Source organism: Flavobacterium sp. KMS, assembly GCF_000813005.1.
In the GTDB taxonomy this organism is placed as follows: domain Bacteria; phylum Bacteroidota; class Bacteroidia; order Flavobacteriales; family Flavobacteriaceae; genus Flavobacterium.
Genome location: NZ_JSYP01000007.1, coordinates 122993 through 146250, shown reverse-complemented (window position 1 = coordinate 146250; position 23258 = coordinate 122993). Strand labels below are relative to the sequence as shown.

The 23258-nt window shown below is 33.3% G+C and carries 22 protein-coding genes; 17 read left to right on the top strand and 5 right to left on the bottom strand.

The window, feature by feature from the left end; genetic code table 11:
- The first annotated feature begins 104 nt into the window (after positions 1 to 104).
- The 16 genes from OA93_RS09035 to moaA all read left to right on the top strand — a co-directional run bounded on the left by OA93_RS09035 (position 105) and on the right by moaA (position 15543).
- Entirely contained in the window at positions 105 to 1580 is a 1476-nt protein-coding gene (locus tag OA93_RS09035) for an MFS transporter (protein ID WP_039112849.1), read from the top strand.
- Positions 1581 to 1600: 20 nt separating this feature from the next.
- Positions 1601 to 3193 (top strand): MFS transporter, encoded by a 1593-nt coding sequence (locus tag OA93_RS09030; protein WP_039112848.1) that lies wholly within the window; start codon positions 1601 to 1603, stop codon positions 3191 to 3193.
- 28 nt (positions 3194 to 3221) lie between these two features.
- Positions 3222 to 4274, top strand: coding sequence for a hypothetical protein (locus tag OA93_RS09025; protein WP_039112847.1), 1053 nt, complete (start codon positions 3222 to 3224; stop codon positions 4272 to 4274).
- A gap of 84 nt (positions 4275 to 4358) precedes the next feature.
- Positions 4359 to 6575 carry a molybdopterin oxidoreductase family protein gene (locus OA93_RS09020; protein ID WP_039112846.1) on the top strand — a complete coding sequence of 739 codons (2217 nt, stop codon included), beginning with the start codon at positions 4359 to 4361 and terminating at the stop codon, positions 6573 to 6575.
- Between the two features lie 17 nt (positions 6576 to 6592).
- Positions 6593 to 7162: a 4Fe-4S dicluster domain-containing protein gene (locus OA93_RS09015; RefSeq protein ID WP_039112845.1), complete on the top strand. Its 570-nt coding sequence runs from the start codon at positions 6593 to 6595 to the stop codon at positions 7160 to 7162.
- 11 nt (positions 7163 to 7173) lie between these two features.
- The gene (locus OA93_RS09010) at positions 7174 to 7686 is read left to right on the top strand and encodes a Rieske (2Fe-2S) protein (protein WP_039112844.1); all 513 of its coding nucleotides are present in this window, start codon (positions 7174 to 7176) and stop codon (positions 7684 to 7686) included.
- A gap of 23 nt (positions 7687 to 7709) precedes the next feature.
- Entirely contained in the window at positions 7710 to 7958 is a 249-nt protein-coding gene (locus OA93_RS09005) for a DUF6755 family protein (RefSeq protein WP_039112843.1), read from the top strand.
- Positions 7959 to 8202: 244 nt separating this feature from the next.
- Positions 8203 to 9375, top strand: a complete 1173-nt coding sequence (gene glp, locus OA93_RS09000) for a gephyrin-like molybdotransferase Glp (protein WP_039112842.1) — start codon at positions 8203 to 8205, stop codon at positions 9373 to 9375.
- An 8-nt stretch (positions 9376 to 9383) separates the two neighbouring features.
- On the top strand, positions 9384 to 10130 hold the full coding sequence (locus OA93_RS08995; protein ID WP_039112841.1) for a sulfite exporter TauE/SafE family protein: 747 nt from the start codon (positions 9384 to 9386) through the stop codon (positions 10128 to 10130).
- A gap of 191 nt (positions 10131 to 10321) precedes the next feature.
- Positions 10322 to 10903: a molybdenum cofactor guanylyltransferase gene (locus tag OA93_RS08990; protein WP_039112840.1), complete on the top strand. Its 582-nt coding sequence runs from the start codon at positions 10322 to 10324 to the stop codon at positions 10901 to 10903.
- Positions 10900 to 11685, top strand: coding sequence for a uroporphyrinogen-III C-methyltransferase (cobA, locus tag OA93_RS08985; RefSeq protein ID WP_039112839.1), 786 nt, complete (start codon positions 10900 to 10902; stop codon positions 11683 to 11685). The genes OA93_RS08990 and cobA overlap by 4 nt, the downstream gene beginning before the upstream one ends.
- On the top strand, positions 11682 to 11918 hold the full coding sequence (locus OA93_RS08980; protein WP_039112838.1) for a MoaD/ThiS family protein: 237 nt from the start codon (positions 11682 to 11684) through the stop codon (positions 11916 to 11918). Before cobA ends, OA93_RS08980 begins: the two co-directional genes overlap by 4 nt.
- 11 nt (positions 11919 to 11929) lie before the next feature.
- Positions 11930 to 13006, top strand: a complete 1077-nt coding sequence (locus tag OA93_RS08975; RefSeq protein ID WP_039112837.1) for a HesA/MoeB/ThiF family protein — start codon at positions 11930 to 11932, stop codon at positions 13004 to 13006.
- A 193-nt stretch (positions 13007 to 13199) separates the two neighbouring features.
- Complete coding sequence (locus OA93_RS08970) at positions 13200 to 13631, top strand: molybdenum cofactor biosynthesis protein MoaE (RefSeq protein ID WP_039112836.1); 432 nt, start codon at positions 13200 to 13202, stop codon at positions 13629 to 13631.
- A gap of 3 nt (positions 13632 to 13634) precedes the next feature.
- Positions 13635 to 14549, top strand: coding sequence for a bifunctional molybdenum cofactor biosynthesis protein MoaC/MoaB (moaCB, locus tag OA93_RS08965; protein WP_039112835.1), 915 nt, complete (start codon positions 13635 to 13637; stop codon positions 14547 to 14549).
- Positions 14536 to 15543, top strand: coding sequence for a GTP 3',8-cyclase MoaA (gene moaA / locus OA93_RS08960; RefSeq protein WP_039112834.1), 1008 nt, complete (start codon positions 14536 to 14538; stop codon positions 15541 to 15543). The genes moaCB and moaA overlap by 14 nt, the downstream gene beginning before the upstream one ends.
- Before the next feature lie 633 nt (positions 15544 to 16176).
- Here moaA and OA93_RS08955 read toward each other — a convergent pair.
- The 4 genes from OA93_RS08955 to OA93_RS08940 all read right to left on the bottom strand — a co-directional run bounded on the left by OA93_RS08955 (position 16177) and on the right by OA93_RS08940 (position 20208).
- Positions 16177 to 16872, bottom strand: a complete 696-nt coding sequence (locus OA93_RS08955; protein ID WP_039112833.1) for a hypothetical protein — start codon at positions 16870 to 16872, stop codon at positions 16177 to 16179.
- A gap of 247 nt (positions 16873 to 17119) precedes the next feature.
- On the bottom strand, positions 17120 to 18388 hold the full coding sequence (locus OA93_RS08950) for an alginate export family protein (RefSeq protein ID WP_039112832.1): 1269 nt from the start codon (positions 18386 to 18388) through the stop codon (positions 17120 to 17122).
- A 449-nt stretch (positions 18389 to 18837) separates the two neighbouring features.
- Complete coding sequence (locus OA93_RS08945; protein WP_039112831.1) at positions 18838 to 19497, bottom strand: response regulator transcription factor; 660 nt, start codon at positions 19495 to 19497, stop codon at positions 18838 to 18840.
- Positions 19498 to 19623: 126 nt separating this feature from the next.
- Positions 19624 to 20208, bottom strand: coding sequence for a DUF4202 domain-containing protein (locus OA93_RS08940; RefSeq protein ID WP_039112830.1), 585 nt, complete (start codon positions 20206 to 20208; stop codon positions 19624 to 19626).
- 218 nt (positions 20209 to 20426) lie between these two features.
- Here OA93_RS08940 and OA93_RS08935 point away from each other — a divergent pair, with 218 nt between their 5' ends.
- Positions 20427 to 21227: an META domain-containing protein gene (locus OA93_RS08935; RefSeq protein WP_039112829.1), complete on the top strand. Its 801-nt coding sequence runs from the start codon at positions 20427 to 20429 to the stop codon at positions 21225 to 21227.
- Positions 21228 to 21860: 633 nt separating this feature from the next.
- Here OA93_RS08935 and OA93_RS08930 read toward each other — a convergent pair.
- Positions 21861 to 23129, bottom strand: coding sequence for a DUF2130 domain-containing protein (locus OA93_RS08930; RefSeq protein WP_039112828.1), 1269 nt, complete (start codon positions 23127 to 23129; stop codon positions 21861 to 21863).
- Between the last annotated feature and the right edge of the window lie 129 nt (positions 23130 to 23258).

The window sequence follows — 23258 nt, the reverse complement described above, 5'->3', positions numbered from 1 at the left end:
GTCATTTTAAGTGGAAATTGATTTCTTTAATTTTGATTTTTAATTAAAGAGGTTCATAACTAGAGTACTGATTTAATTAAAAACGATATTAAAAACAGTCAATTATGAGTAGTTTATCTCAATCACACAAAATTTTATTTTTAAATACTTTAGCATTTACAATCTGTTTTGCTTGCTGGACACTAAATGGTGTTTTGGTTACGTATCTTGTAGATAAAGGTATATTTAATTGGACAGTTGTAGAAACAGGTTGGTTGCTAGGAATCCCTATTCTTTCAGGATCAGTTTTCAGACTTCCTATAGGTATATTAACAGATAAATATGGAGGGAAGATTATATTTTCTGTTTTATTGTTATTATGTTCTGTTCCTCTTTTTCTTCTTCCGTTTGCAAATTCATTCTGGAGTTTTGCAGTTTTAAGTTTTTTATTTGGTTTAGTAGGAACCAGCTTTGCTGTAGGTATTGGATATACTTCGGCTTGGTATCCTCAAAACTGGCAAGGAAGAGCTTTGGGTATTTTCGGAATGGGAAATGCTGGTGCAGCGATTACAACTTTTGTTGCGCCAACTTTATTAAATCATCTATCAGAAAAAGATCCATTAAATGGTTGGAAAATGTTACCAATAATTTACGGAGGCGTTTTAGTTCTTATAGGAATACTTTTTATTGTTTTTGCTAAAAATAAAACCAATCCAGGAGTTTCAAAAACAATGAAAGAGCTAATGTCTCCGCTTAAAAATATTCGAGTTTGGCGATTTGGAGCCTATTACTTTTTAGTTTTCGGGTGTTTCGTAGCATACTCACAATGGTTAGTACCTAATTTCATGAATGTTTACCATACTTCATTGGTAATGGGAGGGATGTTTGCAACAATGTTCAGTTTGCCATCTGGAATAATCAGAGCTTTTGGAGGTTATTTATCTGATAAATTCGGAGCCCGAAAAGTTATGTATTGGGTTTTAGGTTCATCGATAGTTATTAGTTTCTTACTGATGTTCCCAAAAATGGAAATATTTACAGCAGGTCCTGGAGTTCTGGCTAGTAATAATGGTATTGTTACCGAAGTTGCTGCCGATGCAGTAATTGTAAATGGTAAAGAGCATAAAATCAATACAAAAGTAATTTCGGGTAATGATGACACAGCAATTTTTCCAGTAAAAAATTCTTGGCAGGAAATAGTTGTAGAACAAAATCAAGAAGTAAAAAAGAAAGAATTACTAGCTAAGGGAATCACTCAAATAAAATTTAGCGCCAATCTTTGGGTCTATGTGATTTTGGTAATCCTGATAGGAATTTCATGGGGAATTGGTAAAGCAGCAGTATATAAACACATTCCGGAATACTTTCCTAATGAGGTAGGTGTTGTTGGTGGAATGGTAGGTTTAATAGGTGGATTAGGCGGATTTGTAGGCCCGATTATCTTTGGTTATCTCCTTAATTATACTGGACTCTGGACCAGTTCCTGGATATTTATTTTCACAGTATCAGTTCTTTGCTTGTTATGGATGCACCGAACTATTATAAATGCAATGAGAGCAAAATCTCCAAATTTCACCAGAGAAATAGAAGACAAACATTAAAAATTAAAATAAATTAATATATGAAAACTTGGTTAGACAAATGGGAGCCCGAAGATGAAGCATTTTGGAGTTCTACCGGAAGTAAAATTGCTTGGAGGACATTAACAATAACAACAATAACTTTAGTATTATCATTTGCCTCATGGTTTATGATGAGTGTTATAGCGGTTAAATTACCAGGATTAGGGTTTCGTTTTACTAAAGATCAACTTTTCTGGCTAACAGCAATTCCTGGATTAGCTGCCGGAATCTTAAGAATTATTCACACTTTTATATTACCAATATTTGGAACGCGACATATAGTGTCGATTGCTACACTTATTAAATTAATTCCTGTAATCGGGATTGGTTTTGCAGTGATGGATGTAAATACTCCATTTTGGGTATTTGCAGTTCTAGCTTTTACTACAGGTTTTGGAGGTGGAGATTTCTCCTCTTATATGCCAAGTACAAGTTTATTTTTCCCTAAAAGACTTAAAGGTACGGCACTCGGAATTCAGGCAGGTATTGGGAATTTTGGTGTTTCGGTAGCACAATTTGTAACACCACTTATTATAAGTGTTAGTATTTTTGGAGCCGCATCAGTATTTACAAGTATTGATCATAAAGAAGCAATAGTCGTTTTTCAGAATGCTAGTATTGAAAAACAAAAAGAGGTTTTTGCTGCATTAGATCCTGAGGTACAAGCTAGAATATTGACCAATGTAAAGAAAACTGTCATTGACTCTGTAAGTACATCAATACAATCAGATGATAAAGTGGCTCTTTTTACGTCACTGCCTTTAAAAGCGAAAGCTAAGGCTATTGCAAATGCAAACCCAAAAATGGCTGAAAAAATATTAAATGATATCAGTCCAAAAAATACAGCGGTTAATAATAAAGAAATCTATTTACAGTCGGCTGCATTTTGGTATGCTCCCTTTCTGATATTATTGTCTATTATAAGTTGGTTTTACTTAAAAAGTATTCCAATGAAAGCATCTGTTAAAGAGCAATTAGATATTTTTTCAAACAAGCATACTTGGTATTGTACAATTACTTACGTAATGACTTTTGGAACTTTCGCTGGTTTATCTGCAGCTTTCCCGTTAATGATCAAGTTTTTATATGGAGATTTCCCTAATGCGCCAGATCCTTTAGTCTATGCTTTTTACGGACCACTTATAGGTTCTGCGAGCCGTATTGCTTTTGGTTTTGTTGCAGATAAAGTGGGAGGAGCTATACTTACTACAATTACTGGTTTAGGAATTTTAGCAGGAGCAATTATTTTAGTTACAGAAGGATTAGTAGCACCAACAAGTATGGATCAATTTCCTCTTTTTGTAACAGTAATTTTAGCGATGTTCTTTTTTACCGGAATTGGAAACGCAGGTACGTTTAGACAATACCCAATTATTTTTGCCGAAAACCAACGTCAGGCAGCTGGAGTTATTGGTTGGACAGCAGCAATCGCAGCATTTGGGCCATTTATCTTTTCAAAATTAATCGGGAATAATCTTTCTGCTAATGGTACTGTAAATCAATTCTTTATTGGCGTTGCTATTTTCACTATATTAGCTACAGGTATCAATTGGTGGTTCTATAATCGTAAAGGTTGTGAGAAACCGAGTTAATAAGTAATTCATTAAATTTTAATTAAGGATGAAAAATAAAACTTTTAATACTAAAGCTTTACTTGTTGCAACTCTTGTATCTGCATTAACTATAGTACTTGTGTTTTACGGGTCGAGACAACTACAAAATTTTGATGCTGCACTAGTTACTTATTTATTTGGAACTGTGTTTGCCTTCTTCGGGATCGTATATCGTTATTCAGTTTGGTTACAACGCCCACCCACATGGATGTATTTTAAGCGTAGTATCAAGTTTCTCTTTACAGGAAAAATATTCTCCCATTTATGGTTTTTAGGAAAAGAATCGGTAGAGAATATTGTTGTTCAGAAATTCATTTACCCAAGAAGTAAATACCGTTGGATAGCACACTTTTGTATTGCATTAGGTTGTATGTCGGCATTTGCAATAACAATTCCGCTTACGTTCGGTTGGATACATTTTACTCTGGCACCAGATTCTATTTCAATTTATGAAGCCCATTTTTTTGGATTTAAAATGATGGATTTCAAAATAGGATCATTTATGGCATTCATGATTTTTCATGCTTTAAACTGGTCATCTTGGTTAGTTATAATTGGATCAGTTTATTATTTGCGAAGACGATTAACAAATCCGGGTTTAATAGCAACACAATCTTTTGAAGGTGATTTGTTACCACTTATTTTATTAATCGCAATATCAGTTACAGGATTATGTCTTACCTATTCTTATCAATTTATGAAAGGATTTGCGTTTGATTTCTTAGCTGTAATTCATGCCGTAACAGTAATTATGTTTTTAATATGGATTCCTTTCGGGAAATTCTTCCATATCATTCAGCGTCCAGCCCAGATTGGAGCCCATATTTACAAGAAAGAAGGAATGAAAAAAGGAATGGCAGTTTGTCCGCATACAGGAGAAGAATTTGCTACCCAATTACATATTAATGATCTAAAGATTGTTACCAAAGAATTAGGATTTGACTTTACTCATGAAGATGGAACTTCACACCTTGATTTAAGTCCAGAAGGAAAAAGATCCCGATTGGCGCAAGCACATTTAAAAGCAAGATTAGAAAGCGGCGGAAGCTTATTTGGATAATTTTTAAAAGTACACAGTCACAGTTTACAGTCACAGTTTTAAACTTTGAACTTTAAACTTGAAACAAAATAAAACAAAATAAACATGGCAAAATTACCTGTATCAACCGAAAAAATAATTGAAGATTTTGGACCGCATTTAAATTATGCTCCCAAAGATGGTTACGAAGGTAGAGATGAACCAGATGAAATAGTAAAAACGCATTGTTGTTTTTGCGGTATGCAATGTGGTATTCAATTATTAGTAAAAGAAAATAAAGTAGTAGGTTTCGAACCTTGGATGGAATTTCCTTTTAACGAAGGTCGTTTGTGTCCAAAAGGAGTACAGCGCTATTTACAAAATAATCATCCAGACCGACTTTTACATCCTATAAAAAGAGTAGAAGGAAAAGGCTTTGAGAAAACTACTTGGGATGAAGCAATGGATAAAACAGTATCTGAAATAAAAAGAATTCAGGAAAAATATGGTAAGCATGCTTTTTCTATGTTATCTGGAGTTTCACTTTCCAACGAAAAAAGTTATTTGGTAGGGAAGTTTGCGCGTGTAGCGTTAAAAACTAGAAACCTGGATTATAACGGAAGACTTTGTATGGTGAGTGCAGGAGCAGGAAATAAAAAAGCTTTTGGATTAGACCGTGCTTCAAATAATTATTCTGATTTAGAATATGCCGAAGTAATTATTGTTAGTGGTGCAAACATTAGCGAAACTTTCCCAACATTAACCCATTGGATTTGGAAAGCCAGAGATAGAGGAGCTAAACTTATAGTTATAGATCCTAGAATGATTCCGTTGGCAAGAACTGCAGATATTCATCTAGATGTAAAACCAGGAACCGACTCGGCATTGTACGGAGCGATGCTAAAATATCTAGTTGATCATGATATGTTAGATCATGATTTTATAGACAATTATACATCAGGTTTTCAGGAAACAATCGATGCTGTAAAAGATTATACCTTAGAATGGGCAGAGGAAATTACAGGAATTGATAAAAATAAAATTAAAGCTGCGGCAGAATTATGGGGTAAAGCTAAAACTAGCTTTTTGCTTCACGCACGCGGAATCGAACAACATACTAAAGGAGTTGATAATGTAGTAGGATGCATCAATTTAGTTCTGGCAACAGGAAGACTAGGCAAACCTTACTGCGGATACGGAACAATAACCGGACAAGGAAATGGACAAGGAGGAAGAGAGCATGGTCATAAATGCGATCAATTGCCAGGAAACAGAGATATTGAAAATCCGGAACATCGTAAATACATATCGCAAGTTTGGGGAATTGATGAAAAAGATATGCCAGGAAAAGGGCTATCAGCTTACGAAATCATTGATGCCATTCATAGAGGAGAAATAAAAGGATTACTTTCTATTTGTTTTAATCCGTTGGTATCATTGCCAAATAATAGTTATGTAAGAGAAGCACTTGAAAAATTAGAGTTTTATGTTTGTATCGATTTCTTCTTGAATGAAACTGCCCGTCATGCAGATATTGTTCTTGCGGGATCTTTGCAAGAAGAAGAAGAAGGAACAACTACATCAGCAGAAGGAAGAGTAATCCGAATTCGCCAAGCTGTAACTCCTCCGGGAGATGCAAGAACAGATACTTCTATTTTCTTAGAACTGGCAAAAAGACTAGGAGAAGAAGACAAGTTTACTTATGAAAATAGTGAAGCTATTTTTAATGAGCTTCGAGTTGCCTCAAAAGGAGGAACTGCAGACTATTTTGGAATATCTTATAAAAAAATAGAAGATAATATGGGAGTTTTCTGGCCTTGTCCAACAGATGTTCATCCAGGAACACCTAGATTATGGGAAGATAAAGTATTTTGTACTCCAGATAAGAAAGCTCATTTTAATCCGGCGCCATATAGATTACCAAGTGAAGTTACAGATGATAAATATCCGATAACGCTCACAACTGGGCGTGTTGTTTCTCAATATCTAAGCGGAACTCAAACACGAAGAATAGGGAAGTTAGTAGATCAAATTCCAGAACCTTTACTAGAAATTCATCCTGAGCTGGCTTTGAAATACGGAATTAAACAGCGTGAATTAGTGCGAGTTGAAACCCGAAGAGGAGAAGGGATTTTTCCAGCAAATATTGTTGAGACAATCCGAAAAGATACCGTTTTTATCCCTTATCATTGGCCAGGAGCAAAATCAGCAAATCAATTAACAATCGGAACATTAGATCCGGTTTCTAAAATGCCAGAATTTAAAGTTTGTGCCTGTTTATTGGATCCACAAGGAGTAATTGCGCCACCATCTACAGAATCTGAAGCTTATGCAAGTATTTAATCTATAAAAACGTGACTATGAACCAAACTAATTTTAATACAAATGAAGAGTTTTTTGTAGATCTGCAGCGTTGTATTGGTTGTAAGGCTTGCGAAATGGCTTGTGCAGAATGTGAAACTAATGGGCAAGAATCATTAATCAGTGTGAATTATGTCGAGCGTTCATCAACAATTCAAACTACTGTACAGGTTTGTATGCATTGTGAAGATCCAGTGTGTGCAAACGTATGTCCAGCCGATGCAATTTCGCAAGACGAATTCGGAATCGTACATACTGCCAATACCGAAAGATGTATAGGTTGCTCAAACTGCGTGATGGCATGTCCGTTTGGAGTGCCTAAAAAGATGGAAGAGTACGATTTAATGATGAAATGTACGATGTGTTATGATAGAACAAGTGTGGGTAAAAAACCAATGTGTGCAACTGTTTGTCCTAGTGGAGCTTTATTTTACGGAACAAGAGCCGAAATTGAAGAAATGAGACCAAATAGTACACCAATCAACACATTTATCTTCGGAAAAGAAGTAGTAAATACCAAAGTAAACATTATGATGCCTAAAGGCAGTAATGAATTAAGAATATATTAAATCTAAAATCCATGTCAAAAGAAGATAATTTAAATCAAAACTGGAAAAAAGATTTCCCAATAAAAAAGCAAGAATCTACTCAGGTAAGCCGACGTGATTTTGCTAAATTCCTAACATTTGTGTCAGGAGGATTAATGGTAGGTAGCGGATTTGTTGCTGCAAAAGCCTATTTATTACCAAAAGAAGGAGTGCAAGGAGAGCATTTTATTTGCAATAAAGATGAAGTTCCTGTAGGAGGAACAAGAGGATTTGTAATAGAAGGAAGTACTGTACCTTATATTTTGATACATCTGGAAAATGGAGATTTCAAAGCATACGAACAAAAATGTACGCATTTGTCTTGTTCTGTATTTTATAAACCAGGAACAGGAATAATTCATTGTCCTTGTCATGATGGCTCATTTGATGCTGCGACTGGAGATGTAATTTCTGGACCTCCGCCTAGAGCATTACCAAAATTAGAAGTGTTTTTTAAAGATAAAGGCGTTTTTGTAAAAGAATTTGTAGAACAGAAAGAAAGCTAGAGCAACCCTAAAAAAATAGTAGTATGAGTACTTTTAGAAGAAGTCAGAATCGTGCCAATCCAAATAAGTTGAACAATATACTTTCGACACTAATTTTCATTTTAATCTTAAATGTAAGTATCCAAATTTGGTTGTTATATGCTTCACTGAACAACGCATTGGATAATAACACAGAAATATTATTGCCTGCATTTATAGCTTCTGCTGTATTGTTTTTAATTGGGTTTTCATGGATGTATTATTTACCACAAGGAAACTTTAAAAAGAAATAAGATATTTCTACAATTGTAATTGCTTAATATATAGGTTTAAAAACGAGTTTGTACCTAATAAATGTCTTTGAATACCTTTGTCAATGTTTTTAATTTTGACAAAGGTTGTGTTAATTTAGAACACAGTATTTAAAGAATTAAGCTTAAATTTATACTCCTTAGAAATTTTAAATTAGTAAAGATTTCTACCAAATTAAAATACTTGTATTTGTAATACGTATTTTTACTTATATAAAACATCAACATGATTCAAGTAGATAAAGCCTTATCCATTATTGCTGACAACAGTATTAAAATGCCAGTTCGTAAAATAAAAGTGAGTAAATCACTTGGTTATATACTTGCCGAAACGGTTTATGCACCTATCGCAATGCCACCATTTCGTCAATCGGCTATGGATGGGTATGCTTTTACACATTCAGATAATAAGCAATATGACGTAATTGGTATTTCGCAAGCAGGAGATAGTGATAAGCATAAGATAAAAGCCAATCAGGCAATACGAATTTTTACTGGAGCATTTGTACCAGATTCTGTAGATACAGTAGTAATGCAAGAGCATGTTACTGTCGATGGAGATTTGATTACGATAGATAAAATGCCAGAACCTAATGCAAATGTTAGAGCCAAAGGCGAACAGGTTGATGAAGGCGATATCATGCTCGAAAAAAACACGCTATTAACTCCAGCAGGAATAGGCTTTTTGGCTTGTTTAGGAATTACTGAAGTTGAGGTTTATAGTAAACCAAAAGTAGCAATTCTTGTTACAGGAAATGAATTGGTACAACCAGGAAAGAAATTAAAATTAGGTAAGATTTTCGAAAGTAATTCGATTATGTTACAAGCTGCTCTTGAAACTGCAGGAATTAAAAAAGTAAAAGTTTTTAGAGTAAAAGATAATTTAAAAGCCACTAAAAAAGTTCTGAAAAAGCTTTTAGAAAAATACGATATGATTCTTGTTTCAGGAGGAATTTCGGTTGGAGACTATGATTTTGTTAAAGAAGCTTTATTAAAAAATGGAGTAGAAGAGTTGTTTTATAAAATAAACCAAAAGCCAGGAAAACCATTGTTCTTTGGAAATAAAGAAGAAAAATTAGTTTTTGCATTACCAGGAAATCCAGCATCGTCACTTACCAGTTTTTATGTGTATGTTTTACCAGCACTAAAAAAAATGATGGGATTTGAGGATATTCATTTAAAAAGAATTGTTAGAAAACTAAGTACAGCAGTAATTAATACTACAGGGAAAACATTATTTTTAAAAGCGCTATATAATGAAACTCATGTAAGTGTGTTAGATAGCCAAAGCTCGGCAATGTTAAATACTTTTGCTACAGCAAACTCTTTGCTTTTTGTACCTTATGACAGCACAGAAATTAAAAAAGATGAAGATGTAATCTTGTTACCATTAGATTAAAAATAATTATGAACATATTAACGACCGAAAATTTAATCATTTTTAGCATTGCACTTGTAGTAATTGCTTTTTTATACTCAAGTGTTGGTCATGGCGGAGCTTCAGGCTATTTGGCGCTTATGGCAATTTTTGCTTTCCCTATAGGTATAATGAAGCCCTCGGCGCTGTTGCTTAATTTGTTTGTGTCCAGTATCTCTTTCTTCTTTTATTATAAGATGAATTATTTTAAGCCCAAGCTCTTTTATCCTTTTGCAATAGCATCGATTCCAGCGGCTTTTATAGGGGGATTTATAACATTAGATAGTACGGTTTACAAAGTAATATTAGGATTAGTTTTGGTATTTGCAGCGTTTAGATTATTTGGTTTTTTTAATTTTAAAGAAAAAGAAGCTGTAGTAATTAAACTTCCTTTTGCATTGACTTTAGGATTTGGGATAGGTTTATTATCAGGAATGCTAGGAATTGGAGGCGGAATTATATTAAGTCCGATTTTATTATTTTTAGGATGGGCATCAGTTAAAGAGTCCGCAGCGGTTTCAAGTCTATTTATTTTCGTAAATTCACTAGCGGGAATAACAGGTTATTTTCTAGGAGGAAAAACCATTCCGATAGATAGTTTTTATTTAGTACCAATTGCAGTTTTTGGAGGAATCTTAGGTGGTTATTACGGAAGTGGATATTTCTCTAATAAAACATTAAAATATGTTTTAGGAGTTGTTATTCTGCTCGCAAGTGTAAAATTGATATTTCCATAGGATTATAAATATTTTATTTAACACATAGAAACATAGGTTTATGGGTTAATAAAGAACACAAAAAGAAATACATTTCTTTCACATAGCTAGCTCTGTGTTTTATAAATAATTGAAACGCCTTTTTAAGAGTACAAAAATCTATGTTTCTATGTGTTAAAAAAGAAAAAGATTTAATTTATATATGATGTGATATGAAAGATCTGGCAGTTTTTATTCTATGTGGAGGAAAAAGTTCCCGGATGCAATCTGAGAAAGGATTAGTATTGTTTAAAGGCAAACCCTTTATAGAACATATCATTCAGGCTATTGTGCCTATTACAAATAACATACAGTTGGTTACAAATGGAAATGATTATGACTATTTGGAGTATAATAAAATAAGTGATATCGAAATTGACAAAGGTCCGTTGGGAGGAATTTATACTGCTTTGTATCATTCAGAAAGTGAATTTAGCATGATTTTGAGTTGTGATATTCCTTTAATATCTACCGAATTATTATCTGAGTTAATCGAAAAACATGATGAAGAAGCAGCGATTACTGTTTTATCATCAGAGAGTCGGATGCATCCTTTGATTGGGATTTATGCTAAAAAAAATCTTCCAATTATTAAAGAAGCAATTGCCCAAGGAGATTTAAAATTAATGAATCTGATAGCCAAAGTGCCACATCAAATTATAACTTTCGACGAAAGTCAAAGTCTTAATTTTACGAATATAAATTCGCCAGACGAATTAAATGATCTTAATGCCAATTTAAATACGATGTTATGAAAATATCATTAAGACCTAAGTTAACCGTTGTAGGAGCTGGGCCAGGCGATGTAGAGTTAATTACGATAAAAGCATTACAAAATGCCGATGTAGTTTTGTATGATGCTTTGGTAAACGAAGAATTGTTAAAATATGCTATAAATGCAGAAATTGTTTTTGTAGGGAAACGTTTGGGATGCCATGCGTATAGTCAGGATCAGATAAATGAATTAATTGTATCGATGGCAAATCGTTATGGTCATGTAGTTCGGTTAAAAGGAGGAGATTCTTTTGTATTTGGGCGTGGGATTGAAGAAATAGAATATGCTCAAAAGTTTAATTTGGAAACAGCTGTTGTTCCCGGAATTTCATCGGCTTTAGGAGTTCCTGCTACAAACGGAATTAGTTTGACACAAAGAGAAATAGCCGAAAGTTTTTGGGTTATTACAGGAACAACTGCAGATCATAAATTATCAAAAGATATAAATTTAGCATCACAATCGGCAGCAACAGTAGTTATCCTTATGGGAATGCATAAGCTAGGTGAAATAATTGCTTTATATCAAAAAAACAGAACGGATGATTTGTCCATTACGGTTATTCAAAACGGAACAAAACAGAATCAAAAGAAAGTAACAGGAACGATTAGTACAATTGTTCAACTGGTTAAAGATAAAGAAATAACTTCGCCAGCAATAATAGTTATTGGCGAAGTAGTAAGAAATATATTAGAACTAAACTCCTACTTTGAAGAATACTTAGAAGATGAGTTTATTTATCAGAATTTAAATTTAAAGCCATGATAGAGGTTAAATATTTTGGTGCTGTCGCAGAAAAAACAAATTGCCCAACAGAAAAAGTTCCTCTGGGGAATTTGTCATTGGAACAATTATTAAACGATTTAGATAAAAAATATCAGTTAAATACACTCTCGTTTAGTATAGCAATCAATCAGAAGATAGTTCCCAAAACAACTGTTTATGAATTAAAAAGCAATGATATTATTGCTTTATTACCACCTTTTGCAGGTGGATAAATACATTTAATATGTCAGCATCACGTTATAATCGACAAATTATACTTCCTGAAGTGGGAGAAATTGGTCAGCAAAAATTATTTAAAGCCAAAGTATTGATAATTGGTGCAGGAGGTTTAGCATCGGCTATATTGCCTTATTTGGCTGCTGCGGGAGTTGGAGAAATAGGAATTGTAGATGATGATGTAATCGAGTTGAGTAATTTGCATCGTCAGGTTATTTATAAAAATGACGCAGTTGGAAATAGTAAAGTGCTAGAGGCAAAACGCATGGCGACTGAATTAAATCCAACAGTTAAAATAAACGCTATATCCGAAAGACTTTCGGGAGAAAATGCACTCGATTTATTTAAGCATTATGATATAATAGTTGATGCGACAGATAATCTATCAACAAAATATCTTATAAACGATGCCTGTTGCGTTGTAAACAAACCATTAGTTTATGGTTCTATTTATAGATTTGAAGGGCAAGTTTCGGTCTTTAATTATAAAAACGGACCTACGTATCGTTGTTTATATTCAGATGAAAATAGTCAATCTTTAAATTGTAATGATGCAGGAGTAATTGGAATTTCGGTAGGGATTATCGGAATGCTACAAGCAAATGAAGTCATAAAAATGATTTTAGGAATAGGCGAGGTGTTGAGTGGTAAAATACTGGTTTATAATTTATTGAATAACGAACAACAAAAGTATGACTTTGAAAAAAAGGAAAACTTAGTTATTGATAAATCTGTTTTTGAAGCAAAATATAAAGTAATCAAAAATCAAGCAGAAGAAATTACTGTCGAAACAGTTTTGAATCAAATAGATTTTGAAGAGATACTTTTTTTAGATGTTAGAAATTTAGGAGAACTTCCAGAAATTAATCTCAAAAATAGAGTTCAGATTCCGTTATTGAATTTAGAAGATGAAATAGAGAAACTGAATAAAAATCAAGCTATTTATGTTTTCTGTCAATCAGGAATAAGAAGTAAAATGGCAGTTGAATTGCTTAGTAAGAATCAGTTCAAAAATGTAAAAAGTATAATTGGAGGAGCTATGGCACTGAATCAATTGATGGAGGAAGGTTCAAAGGCTTTTTAAAAGGAACAAAGGTTCAAAGGTTTTAAAAAAAAGGATCTAAGGCTCTGAGATTCTAAGTTTTTAAGCTTTGCGAACTTTGCGGTTAATTTCTTAGTCACAGATTAAAAGGATTAAAAAAATCTGAGAGAATCTGTGTAATCAGTGGCAAAAAGGTTTTTTAAAAATAATCCGTGGCAAATAAAAATAAAAAATAATGAGTAAAAATGTATTTGTAGAAGGACCAATTTCTTCTGAGTTTATCGCTGAATCTATTGCGAAACATCAATCGAAATATACTATTGGTGCGCATAATATTTTTTTAGGGCAGGTTCGTGCCGATGTAATTCATGAGAACACTGTAGTCGCCATTGATTATTCGGCTTATACAGATATGGCGAATGAAGCTTTGCATGCAATTAGAGAAAAAGCGTTTGCCAAATATGATTTAACATGTATGCATATTTATCATAGTTTGGGTGTAGTAAAAGCAGGTGAGATTTGTTTATTTGTTTTTGTTTCGGCTACAAGGCGCAAACAAGTTTATGAAGCTACAGAAGCCATTGTAAATTGGATAAAAACCGATGTGCCTATTTTTGGCAAAGAATTATTTGAAAACGATACTTTCACCTGGAAGCAAAATACCTAGAAAATGGTTGATATTACCCATAAAATAAATACATTACGTTCAGCAACAGCAACAGCAATTGTAAAAGTGAGTCAACAAGCGACTATAGATGCAGTTGTTAATAATTTAGTACCAAAAGGGAATGTTATGGAAATGGCAAAAACAGCAGGATTATTTGCTGTAAAAAACACCCATTTATCCATTCCGGATTGTCATCCGATTCCAATCGAATTTACATCTGTAGAATATAAAATTGAGGGTTTAACTATCGAAATTATATTTAAAGTTAAAACAGTTTACAAAACTGGAGTAGAGGTCGAAGCAATGCACGGAGCTTCAATTGTGGCGCTTACAATGTATGATATGCTTAAACCAATTGATAAAGAGATTGAGATATCTACGATCAAATTAATTAATAAAGAAGGAGGGAAATCGTCATTTAAGAATCGTTTTCCAGCAACTATAAAAGCGGCAGTTTTTGTATGTTCCGATTCTATTTTTGCAGGCGATAAAGAAGACCGTTCTGGTAAAATTATTGTCGAAAAACTAGAATCTTGTGGAGTAGAAACGGCACATTACGAGATTATTCCTGATGAAGTTGATATTATTCAGGAAAGAACTAAAGCTTACGCAAAAGAGAATCAGTTAGTAATTTTTACAGGAGGTACAGGCTTATCACCACGAGATGTAACTCCCGAAGCACTAGCGCCATTATTAGAAAGTCGTATTCCAGGAATTGAAGAAGCAGTTCGTAACTATGGGCAACAACGTATGCCGTATGCCATGTTATCACGCACAGTCGCAGGAACTTTAGGGAAGACTTTGGTTTTGGCTTTGCCAGGGTCAACTAATGGAGCCAGAGAATCTATGGATGCTATTTTTCCGCATGTTTTACATGTATTTCATATTTTAAAAGGCAATAATCATGATGCCAAATAAAACAGTTTTAACAGATGATTTTGGGCGTAAGCACAACTATTTGCGTATCTCCCTCATAGAGAAATGCAATTTGCGTTGTACCTATTGCATGCCTGCTGACGGAATTACATTAACTCCAAAAAATGAGTTAATGACTGCCGACGAGGTATTTGCTATTGCTCAAACTTTTGTACAAAACGGTGTTGACAAAATCCGATTAACAGGAGGGGAGCCACTTTTAAGAAAGGATTTTCCTGAAATTATTTCAAAATTAGCCACTTTTAATATTAAACTGTCTCTTACTACCAACGGTATTTTGATAGATAGACATTTAGACGTTTTAAAGCAATTTAATGTTCGGGACATTAATTTGAGTCTGGATACTTTAATTGCTTCAAAATTTAATTCTATAACGCTTCGTAATCAGTTTGAAAAAGTAATTGACAACTTACATTTACTTTTAAACAATGATTTTAATGTAAAAGTAAATGTCGTTCTGATAAAAGGATTTAATGATGATGAGGTTATCGATTTTATCAAATTAACGAAATTTTTACCTTTATCAATTCGGTTTATAGAGTTTATGCCTTTTGCAGGAAATGCATGGGATAAAAGCAAAATGGTTTCCCAAAAACAAATTTTAGAGACTCTTTCCAATCATTATAATCCATCTGAAATTGAAAAGTTAGAGGATGAAAAAAACTTCACAGCCAGAACTTTTAAAATAAAAGATTACCAAGGAAGTTTCGGAATTATCAGTTCGGTTACAAATCCGTTTTGTGATAGTTGCAATAGAATCCGCCTTACGGCAAATGGTAAAATAAAAAACTGTTTGTTCTCTAATGCCGAAACTGATTTATTAACTCCTTTTAGGAATGGAGAAACGATTACCGATTTGATTTCTGCTGCCATTGATAGTAAGAAAAAAGTAAGAGCAGGAATGACTACAATAAAGGAATTGAACAACCCAAGTTTAAACCAGGACAATCGTAGTATGATTGCTATTGGGGGGTAGTTTTTTTTTTGAGGTTCAAAGGTTTTTTTAAGGCTCAAAGGTTCAGAGGTTCAAAGATGCAAAGGTTTTTTGTAGTGACGCACCGCAGTGCGTCTACGCAATATTGGTTTATTTATAATGCAAGCCCAAATTTGTCTTTCTGACGTAGGAAGAATCTCCGCGAGTGGCTCGACAATTTAGGATAAGTTTGTGTTAGTTTCTTGTGGAGACCCTTCGTTCCTCAGGGTGACAAGATTGGAGAGAAAAAGGAGCAGAGGTTCAGAGGTTTTTGAGGCTCAAAAGGACAAAGGTTCTGAGTTACTAAGGTTTTGAGTTTAAGTCAGGGTTATAATTCCTTTCATTTTTTAAATTCTATCATATTGCCATAGCTCACGGTTTCAACCGTGTGATACGGATTGTGATAATGCATTATGCTCCAACGGTTTCAACCGTTGGCAATGTTTATAATATGTTATTTGTGCTTGGAATTTTTACAAAGTGATTAGACTAATTTACGCAAAACACCTTTGTCAAAGTTCAAAACTTTGACAAAGGTTAGAAGGTTAACAGATTGATCTACATGCAGAATAAGCAAAGTCTTAGCATCTCCAAACAAAAAAGGGCTCAACTTTTTAAAGTTAAACCCTATTTTAATTATTTCTTCTTTTTCGATTTCGATTTTTTTGCCTTCTTTTTAGCTATTTTTTTCGCCTTAGCTTTTTCTTTAGCTTTCTTAGTTTTTTCTTTCTTTTTGGCTTTTGCTTTAAGTTTTGCTTTTTTAGCTTTTTCTTTCTTTTTATCCTTCTTAGCTTTTTCTTTTTTCTTAGCTAATTTCTTTTTTTCTTTCTCTTTGTCCTTATCCTTGTCTTTCATCTTTTTCTTCTTTTTATCTTTTGATTTTTCTTTAATAATTTCTCCTATTGCATCAACTAAATTACCTGTACTAGGTGCTGTGCCTTTTTTCTCTTTTGGTACTACAGCAGTTTTCTCTACTATTGTTTTTTCTACAGTTTTTACAACTGGAGTAGTTACTTTTTTAGCGGGAATAGTTTGAGGTGTTTTTACTGGTGCAGGAGTTGTATCTGTAGTTTGTGCTTTAACAACAGGTTTTGCTGGTGTTGCTTTTTTTACAGGTGGTTTTGGTGCAACTTTTACTGGTGTTGTAGTTGCATTAGTTTGTGTTTTAACAACAGGTTTAGCTGTGGTTGTTTTTCTAACAGGAGCTTTTCTAGCTGGTGTTTTTGCTACTGGTGTTGCTACTGGTTTTTTGTCTTCTACAATTGGTTGAACGTCATCTGTTTTGGGTAAATCAGTATTTTGAGTAATACCTTCTGTCGCTTTTTTTTCCATATGATATTGGCTTTATAATTGAAAACTTTTGAAGTTAGTAATGATGAAAGGTTAAGTATGTGTCTAAATTGTTAACTTTCAGTTAAGTAAATATAATCAATATAAATGTACGGCAATGTTAAGTTTTTCCTCAATCATACGCTTTTGGATTATTTTACACATTATCTGCAAAAAAAATCCCCTTTGCTTTGAGCAAAAGGGAAATTATAAAGTTGAGTGTAAGAATGAATGTTTTTACAAAAGAATTCTATTTTTTGTAAGTAAAAATTCTTGGATTTACGGAGATCATTAACCAAGCCCAGTTATTGGTATGTCCCGCATATCCAGGAGCTTTTAAAACTTCTAAAGTTTTAGTACCAAACATCTGAGAATAACCTCCTGTAAGCGTGATATCTTTTTTGAAATTAAATCCAGCTGTAAAGTCGACCTCAGTTCCTAAGTAGGAGTCCATTTTTTTGTTATCCACAACTACATCAGCAGCAGATAAGAATACGTGTGGCATTAATGCAAATTGCCATTTTTTTACATTGTAATTGAATTTTAAAGAAGCATCTTGTAAACCAACGCTGTTTTGATGACCTCCTCCAACATAAAAATAATCCATATACCCGTTGAAAGCATGATTCGTACCAAAAATAGGATTGAATGATTTGATAACTGTACTTCCGTCATTTGTATCTTTTCCTGATAGATATTCGTAACCAATACCAGCTTTAAATGAATCTGTTATACTGTATGCAAAGTTTACAGCTCCATCCCAGGCGCTTACTTGTTTGTCTGCACTTTTTCCGGTTTGACCGTAGAGACTTAAATTACCATCAATTTTTTTTGTTTTGTAAGTCAGATAAGTTCCAAAAGTTTGTTTGTAATCAATTAGTAGTTTTTTGTCGACATCATTATTCATATACTCATAACCAGTATTCAAAACTAATAGACTAATTCCTAATTTGTCTACATTAGTATGATACCATGCATATTGCATTGCTTTATAGTTACCTACTGTGTATGGAGTTTGAAAGTTGCTTTCGGCGTCAGAGTTATAGGCTAATCCCATATCAAGCTGATGGTTTTTTGGATGAAAAGAAACCATTAAGGCATCATGACTTTGTCCTTGTTGTAACCAGTCGATTTCTCCCATAATACGTTGGTTATCGTATGAAAGCACTTGACGTCCAGCTCTTGCGCTCCATTTTTCACTTATGTCATATTGTGCCCATGCTTCAAAAAGGGCTACACCATTTACATCTTTCGTTGTAGTTGTTCCCACATCTCCCCATGTTCTAACATTCTGTAAAGTTAATTTAACTTTTAGTTGGTCTTGCGCAAAGTTTAAATTTAATCTTGTACGTTGAGAAACAAAAGATGTTGCTTCCTGACCATATGGGATAAGGGTTTTATATCCGTTTCTATACTCATAGCGGGGTCTAAGCTGTAAATTTGCGTCAAACTCCTGTGCTTGCATATCAACGCTTATGCCTCCTAATATTAATAAAGCGATAATTTTAAATTTCTTCATAACTAAGTTATTTATATACAGTGTAAAATTAAAGGACAAAAAGGTCTTTTTATGTGATAAAAGTCATACAATCTAAATTTATGGTAAATTATTGTTATTTATTATTTTGCAAGATGCTTCTTAACTTAATATTTTATTATAGGTAGATGCATTTTTATTAAGTAGGTTACGAAAACAATAAATCGAAGAACTAGGGCAAAAGTTATTAATAAAGATATAATATTTATTTGTAACTGTAAGATTTTTAAACAGTTGTATTTGTTTTAAGTAGGGTGGAATATAATAGGAGCGAAGTTAATTATTGTAGAAAAAACAATAATTATGATGTAATAAAGGAATTTAATCTTGATAGATACTTATACCGTATTTAGATAAAAAGCAATTAATGCATTTTAATAGTAAGTATAAATACTTGTTTCCTGAAGTTGTAGGAATTGAGATGTTTTAATCTAGATCAAAGAATATTCTGAAGCCTTATTAGATAGCTCCATTAGATTTTTTACTTTGAGTTTTTTCATTAAATTAAATCGATGAACTTCGGCAGTTCTTTTGCTAATATTCAGCGTTTCTGCAATTTCTTTGTTTCCTTTTCCAGTTAATAATAGTTTAAGAATTTCTCTCTCTCTTCTGGTAATCATTGTTTCTTCACCCGAAGATTGTCTTAAATCAACATTGAAATTGTTATGAAGTAACTGTTTGATTAATATTGCCGATACATCACCGCTAAAGTATTTACCGCCCATAGCGACAGTATGTAACGCTTTTAAAAATTCTTCTTTGCTGGAGCCTTTTAATAAATAACCATCTGCACCTGCCTTAATAGATTTTAAAACATATTCTTCAGATTCATGCATTGTTAATATGATTATTTTAACAGATTGATTCTGATCTCTAAGTTTTTCTACTACTTCGATGCCATTTAAGTGTGGCATTCTAATATCTACTATAAGTAAATCGGGTTGTTTGTCTATAACAATTTCCAGGGCTTCTAAGCCATCTGCTGCTTCCCCAACAACCTCAATATTAGATTCGTTTTTTAATAATGATTTAATGCCATCCCTTACAAATACATGGTCATCTGCCAGAACAACGCGAATGATATCTGCCATTTTACTTAATTTACAAATTAGGATTTACGTATATTCTGCTAGATTATTATGCTAATATACGTAATTCTTAATTTTTTGAGATGATATTAATTTAAAAGTAAAATTGTACGGTAGGAAAATGATAAATTATAAGCTTAAAGAAGCTTTAATTAATTCGAGATTTTCTTTGCTGTAGTTTATTTTTAAGGCTTCCTGATGTCCTTTATCAGACATTTTATCCCAAGTTTTTTTTATGATGTTTTTTAGCTTTTCTTCATCGTGTTTATGCACAAACGGATCAAGATAATATTCTAAAAATACGAGACAAATTACATCTTCTAACAATTGGGTTTCAGCATCTTTTTTAAGTAATTTTTTTTCGATTAAAAAAGAAACACGAGCTATAAATTCTGAATTATAACCTGCTTTTTCTAAAATTACAGCAGTTGTTTTGGCGTGAAACTTTTTTAAATCTTCTCTCCATTTTAAATATCCTACACGATCCATTGGGTAAGATTCGCGGGCAACTTTCCATCTGCAAATATGTTGCGCTTTAGAAGCAATTTGTACCTCTTCTGAAGCTTCTGGATGAAACTCCATTAATTTTGCATACATCCTGTTAGAGTAAAGTAACTCTTTAGGATATGTCGTATTATTATCGGTTTCATGATTTGGATCCTGAGCATTTTCGGCATCAATCCATTCGCTTGCTTTCTGAAAAGGTGTTGTCATTTATAAGGAGATATATACAATCAAAGATACATAATTTAAGATATATAAATAATCTAAAAGTCAATAGGAATCGTACTAGCGGTAGTACAAATGAGTTAGCGCTTTATCACAGCTGATTGTTGCACTTATTTTTTTATTGTAAATTAGCTAAAAATCTATTTTATTTATTAAAGAAGTTAACATCTTTAAATTTAGGATGTTAATTTAAAATTACACACATGAAAAAACTTTTACTATTAATCTCGGTCGCAATTTTGTCATTCAGTTGTAAAACGACAGTAAAGCCAAAACCTTTAACACAACCAAAGGAAGAAAACCCCGCATCTATGAATACAAATAATGCAGACGAATATGATGGTTCTACGTTTTTTAAGGCTACTGGAAATGAACCTTTTTGGGGCTTAAAAATAGGTAAAGAAAAAATTACTTTTACCTCGTTGATTGAAGGATTAGAGGAAGTTAGTTCTCCTTATATAGAGCCTATTAGAGCGATGGATGCAAATGTTAAGTTGTATCGCTTTAATACTAAAACAGGTAGTATGAGTATTACGATTCAGCAAATGGATTGTACTGATACAATGTCGGGAGATAAATCGCCTTATAATGTTAAAATCGAAATCACAAATAATAGCGATGGTAGCGTAAAAAATATCGAAGGTTGCGGAAGATATATTACTGATTATCGCTTACATGATATCTGGGTTTTGGAACAATTAAATGGAAAAAAAGTTGCTGTAGCTGATTTTCAAAGAGAACTACCTAGAATTGAAATTTATAGTGCTGAGAATAGATTTTTAGGCTTTGCAGGATGTAATCAGGTCAACGGAAGTATATTTTATGAGAAAGATTTATTACGTTTTACAAATGTAGCTTCAACGTTAATGGCATGTAGTGGTAACAATAAAGAAGATGAGTTTTTGCAAGCGCTTCAAAGTACTACAACTTATACTGTAGCCAATAATAGATTATCATTGTCTAATCCGTCTGGGTTGCTTTTAGTTTTCAGAAAAATTGACTAAGGAAGGTTCAAAGGTTCAGAGCTTCAAAGGTTCTGAGGTTCTAAGGTTCTGAGATTAAAAAAGACGAGGCTGTCCGAAAAGTAATTTTCAGACAGCCTTTTTGTTATTTTTTGAAATTTTTAGAAGACATGATAGATAATTGCTCCAGCGGAGCATCATATTTATAGCAAATTTAAAAAAGGTTGGGTAAAAGCTACAGCGTAGCGATATTTTTATTTAGATTGCTATATATGTCACCCCAATGGGGTTTCTTTTGATTACAATTAAAATTGCTATAAATATAACGTCCCGCTGGGACTTTCTTTATCAATAAATTTTAAAAATAGACATCATTTCAATAAACAAAGAGGCTGTCTGAAAATTACTTTTCGGACAGCCTTGTCGTTATGAATTCATTTATATATAAAATAGAGTAAATACTCAATGGGATTTTTCATAGCCTTGTCACGTGAATAAAGAGTTTCGCAAACAGTTAACCAGACGATATTGTGTTACTAGTGTAGTCCTTTCTACGTCAGGTCGACTTGAAGTAATTCCCCAGAGCCTTTGTTTCTTTACGACTCTGAAGCTCTTTTATCTCAGTAGCTTAGAACCTTAGTACCTTTGCATCTTTGAACCTTTGTACCTTAGAGCTTACTCTAATTCTTCCGTTTGGTCATCTACAAAGTCCAATTCCAATGCTCTTACGGTTTGGACTGCGTTTCCGGCTATACCACGTATAGAACCGTACATTCCCAGGGTATTATTGACTACTTTTTCTATTTGTTTTTCGCGTTGTTTCCAGATACGTTGCATGGCTCTTTTTTCTGAATCTAAATCGCTTTGCATTTGTGTAAATCCTTCTACGATTCCTTCTATTTGTAAACGGAATTCGTTGCTGGTTAAGAAATCGTATAACATGGCCATTTTATCGCCTTTGTTTTCCTGTGCTTGTACTGCTTGGCTCACTTGTATTAGGGATTGACGTAAAACAGCGCTTAAACCTTTAAATTCATCATAAGTACAAATCCAGATTCCGTCGCGCATTCCCATGCGATCCATTCCAGTTGGCATTACTTCGGTAACAAGAACTCCAATATTGGCTTTTTTATCTCGAATGTCGTTTTTAAATTTTTCAATCCAAGCGGGTTGAAAGGCTTTTGTACGCTTACTTTCGTAATATATAGAACCACAATTTTGTAATTCGCGTGTATTTACTATTTGCAAACAATCGGCTCCATTGGCTCCTTTTTTAACTTCGTCGATACTGTCTAAAGGAAAATTAGAAGCTAGCCATTCTTCAATTGCTAATTCCATTACTTCTCCTTGCAATTGCATAGAACCTTGTTCCTGCTTGCGTTTCATTTCTTCGATAAGCTTCTTTTGGTCGTCGGATTGTTTTTGGTATTCTTTTATTTTTAACTCGTTTTTTTCTTCTTCTTGCTTGCGAATTTTATCGCGTTCCAAAACTAAAGTTGCGTTGAGTTGTTTTTGAGATTCAGCTTCGATTGCTTCTTTTATTTCCAGTTTTTCACGCTGAAGTTTAGCAATCTCGCCTTCCATTTTATTTAGTTCGCGTAATTTTTCTGATTTTTCCGAAAGTTCTTTTTCCATCGAAAGCAAACGGTCTTTGTTTTCTTCGTTTAGCTTTGTTTTTAGTTTTTCGGTGATTTCTTTTTCAGCTATCTTTTTTTCTCGGTCTAAGCGTTCTGTAAAAAGTTCGTTTTCTTGCTTTTTCTTGGCTTCAAATTCTGCTTTAGCTTTTTCGAATTGCTCGTTTTTAAGCTCCAGTTCTTTTGACTGTGCTGTAGCTTTTTGCTGAAATTCTTTACGGATGCTATCTTCCAATTGATGTTTTAGGATATCATTTACATCGATTGTTGTTCCGCAATTTGGACACTGAATTGAAGATTGCTCAGCCATTTTGTTTATTTTTTATGGGGTAATATTATTTTCTGCTAAGGTATTTAAAAGTTAGCGATATGCATAATGTTTTATAGCTTCAGTAATTTTATTTGGGTAAATAATCTTGCTTGTGTTTCGTATTTTGGC

What these genes read in the sequence shown, in the direction of transcription:
- OA93_RS09035 (WP_039112849.1), top strand. Translation starts at nt 105, where the DNA reads ATGAGTAGTTTATCTCAATCACACAAAATTTTATTTTTAAATACTTTA.
- OA93_RS09030 (WP_039112848.1), top strand. Translation starts at nt 1,601, where the DNA reads ATGAAAACTTGGTTAGACAAATGGGAGCCCGAAGATGAAGCATTTTGG.
- OA93_RS09025 (WP_039112847.1), top strand. Translation starts at nt 3,222, where the DNA reads ATGAAAAATAAAACTTTTAATACTAAAGCTTTACTTGTTGCAACTCTT.
- OA93_RS09020 (WP_039112846.1), top strand. Translation starts at nt 4,359, where the DNA reads ATGGCAAAATTACCTGTATCAACCGAAAAAATAATTGAAGATTTTGGA.
- OA93_RS09015 (WP_039112845.1), top strand. Translation starts at nt 6,593, where the DNA reads ATGAACCAAACTAATTTTAATACAAATGAAGAGTTTTTTGTAGATCTG.
- OA93_RS09010 (WP_039112844.1), top strand. Translation starts at nt 7,174, where the DNA reads ATGTCAAAAGAAGATAATTTAAATCAAAACTGGAAAAAAGATTTCCCA.
- OA93_RS09005 (WP_039112843.1), top strand. Translation starts at nt 7,710, where the DNA reads ATGAGTACTTTTAGAAGAAGTCAGAATCGTGCCAATCCAAATAAGTTG.
- glp (WP_039112842.1), top strand. Translation starts at nt 8,203, where the DNA reads ATGATTCAAGTAGATAAAGCCTTATCCATTATTGCTGACAACAGTATT.
- OA93_RS08995 (WP_039112841.1), top strand. Translation starts at nt 9,384, where the DNA reads ATGAACATATTAACGACCGAAAATTTAATCATTTTTAGCATTGCACTT.
- OA93_RS08990 (WP_039112840.1), top strand. Translation starts at nt 10,322, where the DNA reads ATGAAAGATCTGGCAGTTTTTATTCTATGTGGAGGAAAAAGTTCCCGG.
- cobA (WP_039112839.1), top strand. Translation starts at nt 10,900, where the DNA reads ATGAAAATATCATTAAGACCTAAGTTAACCGTTGTAGGAGCTGGGCCA.
- OA93_RS08980 (WP_039112838.1), top strand. Translation starts at nt 11,682, where the DNA reads ATGATAGAGGTTAAATATTTTGGTGCTGTCGCAGAAAAAACAAATTGC.
- OA93_RS08975 (WP_039112837.1), top strand. Translation starts at nt 11,930, where the DNA reads ATGTCAGCATCACGTTATAATCGACAAATTATACTTCCTGAAGTGGGA.
- OA93_RS08970 (WP_039112836.1), top strand. Translation starts at nt 13,200, where the DNA reads ATGAGTAAAAATGTATTTGTAGAAGGACCAATTTCTTCTGAGTTTATC.
- moaCB (WP_039112835.1), top strand. Translation starts at nt 13,635, where the DNA reads ATGGTTGATATTACCCATAAAATAAATACATTACGTTCAGCAACAGCA.
- moaA (WP_039112834.1), top strand. Translation starts at nt 14,536, where the DNA reads ATGATGCCAAATAAAACAGTTTTAACAGATGATTTTGGGCGTAAGCAC.
- OA93_RS08955 (WP_039112833.1), bottom strand. Translation starts at nt 16,872, where the DNA reads ATGGAAAAAAAAGCGACAGAAGGTATTACTCAAAATACTGATTTACCC.
- OA93_RS08950 (WP_039112832.1), bottom strand. Translation starts at nt 18,388, where the DNA reads ATGAAGAAATTTAAAATTATCGCTTTATTAATATTAGGAGGCATAAGC.
- OA93_RS08945 (WP_039112831.1), bottom strand. Translation starts at nt 19,497, where the DNA reads ATGGCAGATATCATTCGCGTTGTTCTGGCAGATGACCATGTATTTGTA.
- OA93_RS08940 (WP_039112830.1), bottom strand. Translation starts at nt 20,208, where the DNA reads ATGACAACACCTTTTCAGAAAGCAAGCGAATGGATTGATGCCGAAAAT.
- OA93_RS08935 (WP_039112829.1), top strand. Translation starts at nt 20,427, where the DNA reads ATGAAAAAACTTTTACTATTAATCTCGGTCGCAATTTTGTCATTCAGT.
- OA93_RS08930 (WP_039112828.1), bottom strand. Translation starts at nt 23,129, where the DNA reads ATGGCTGAGCAATCTTCAATTCAGTGTCCAAATTGCGGAACAACAATC.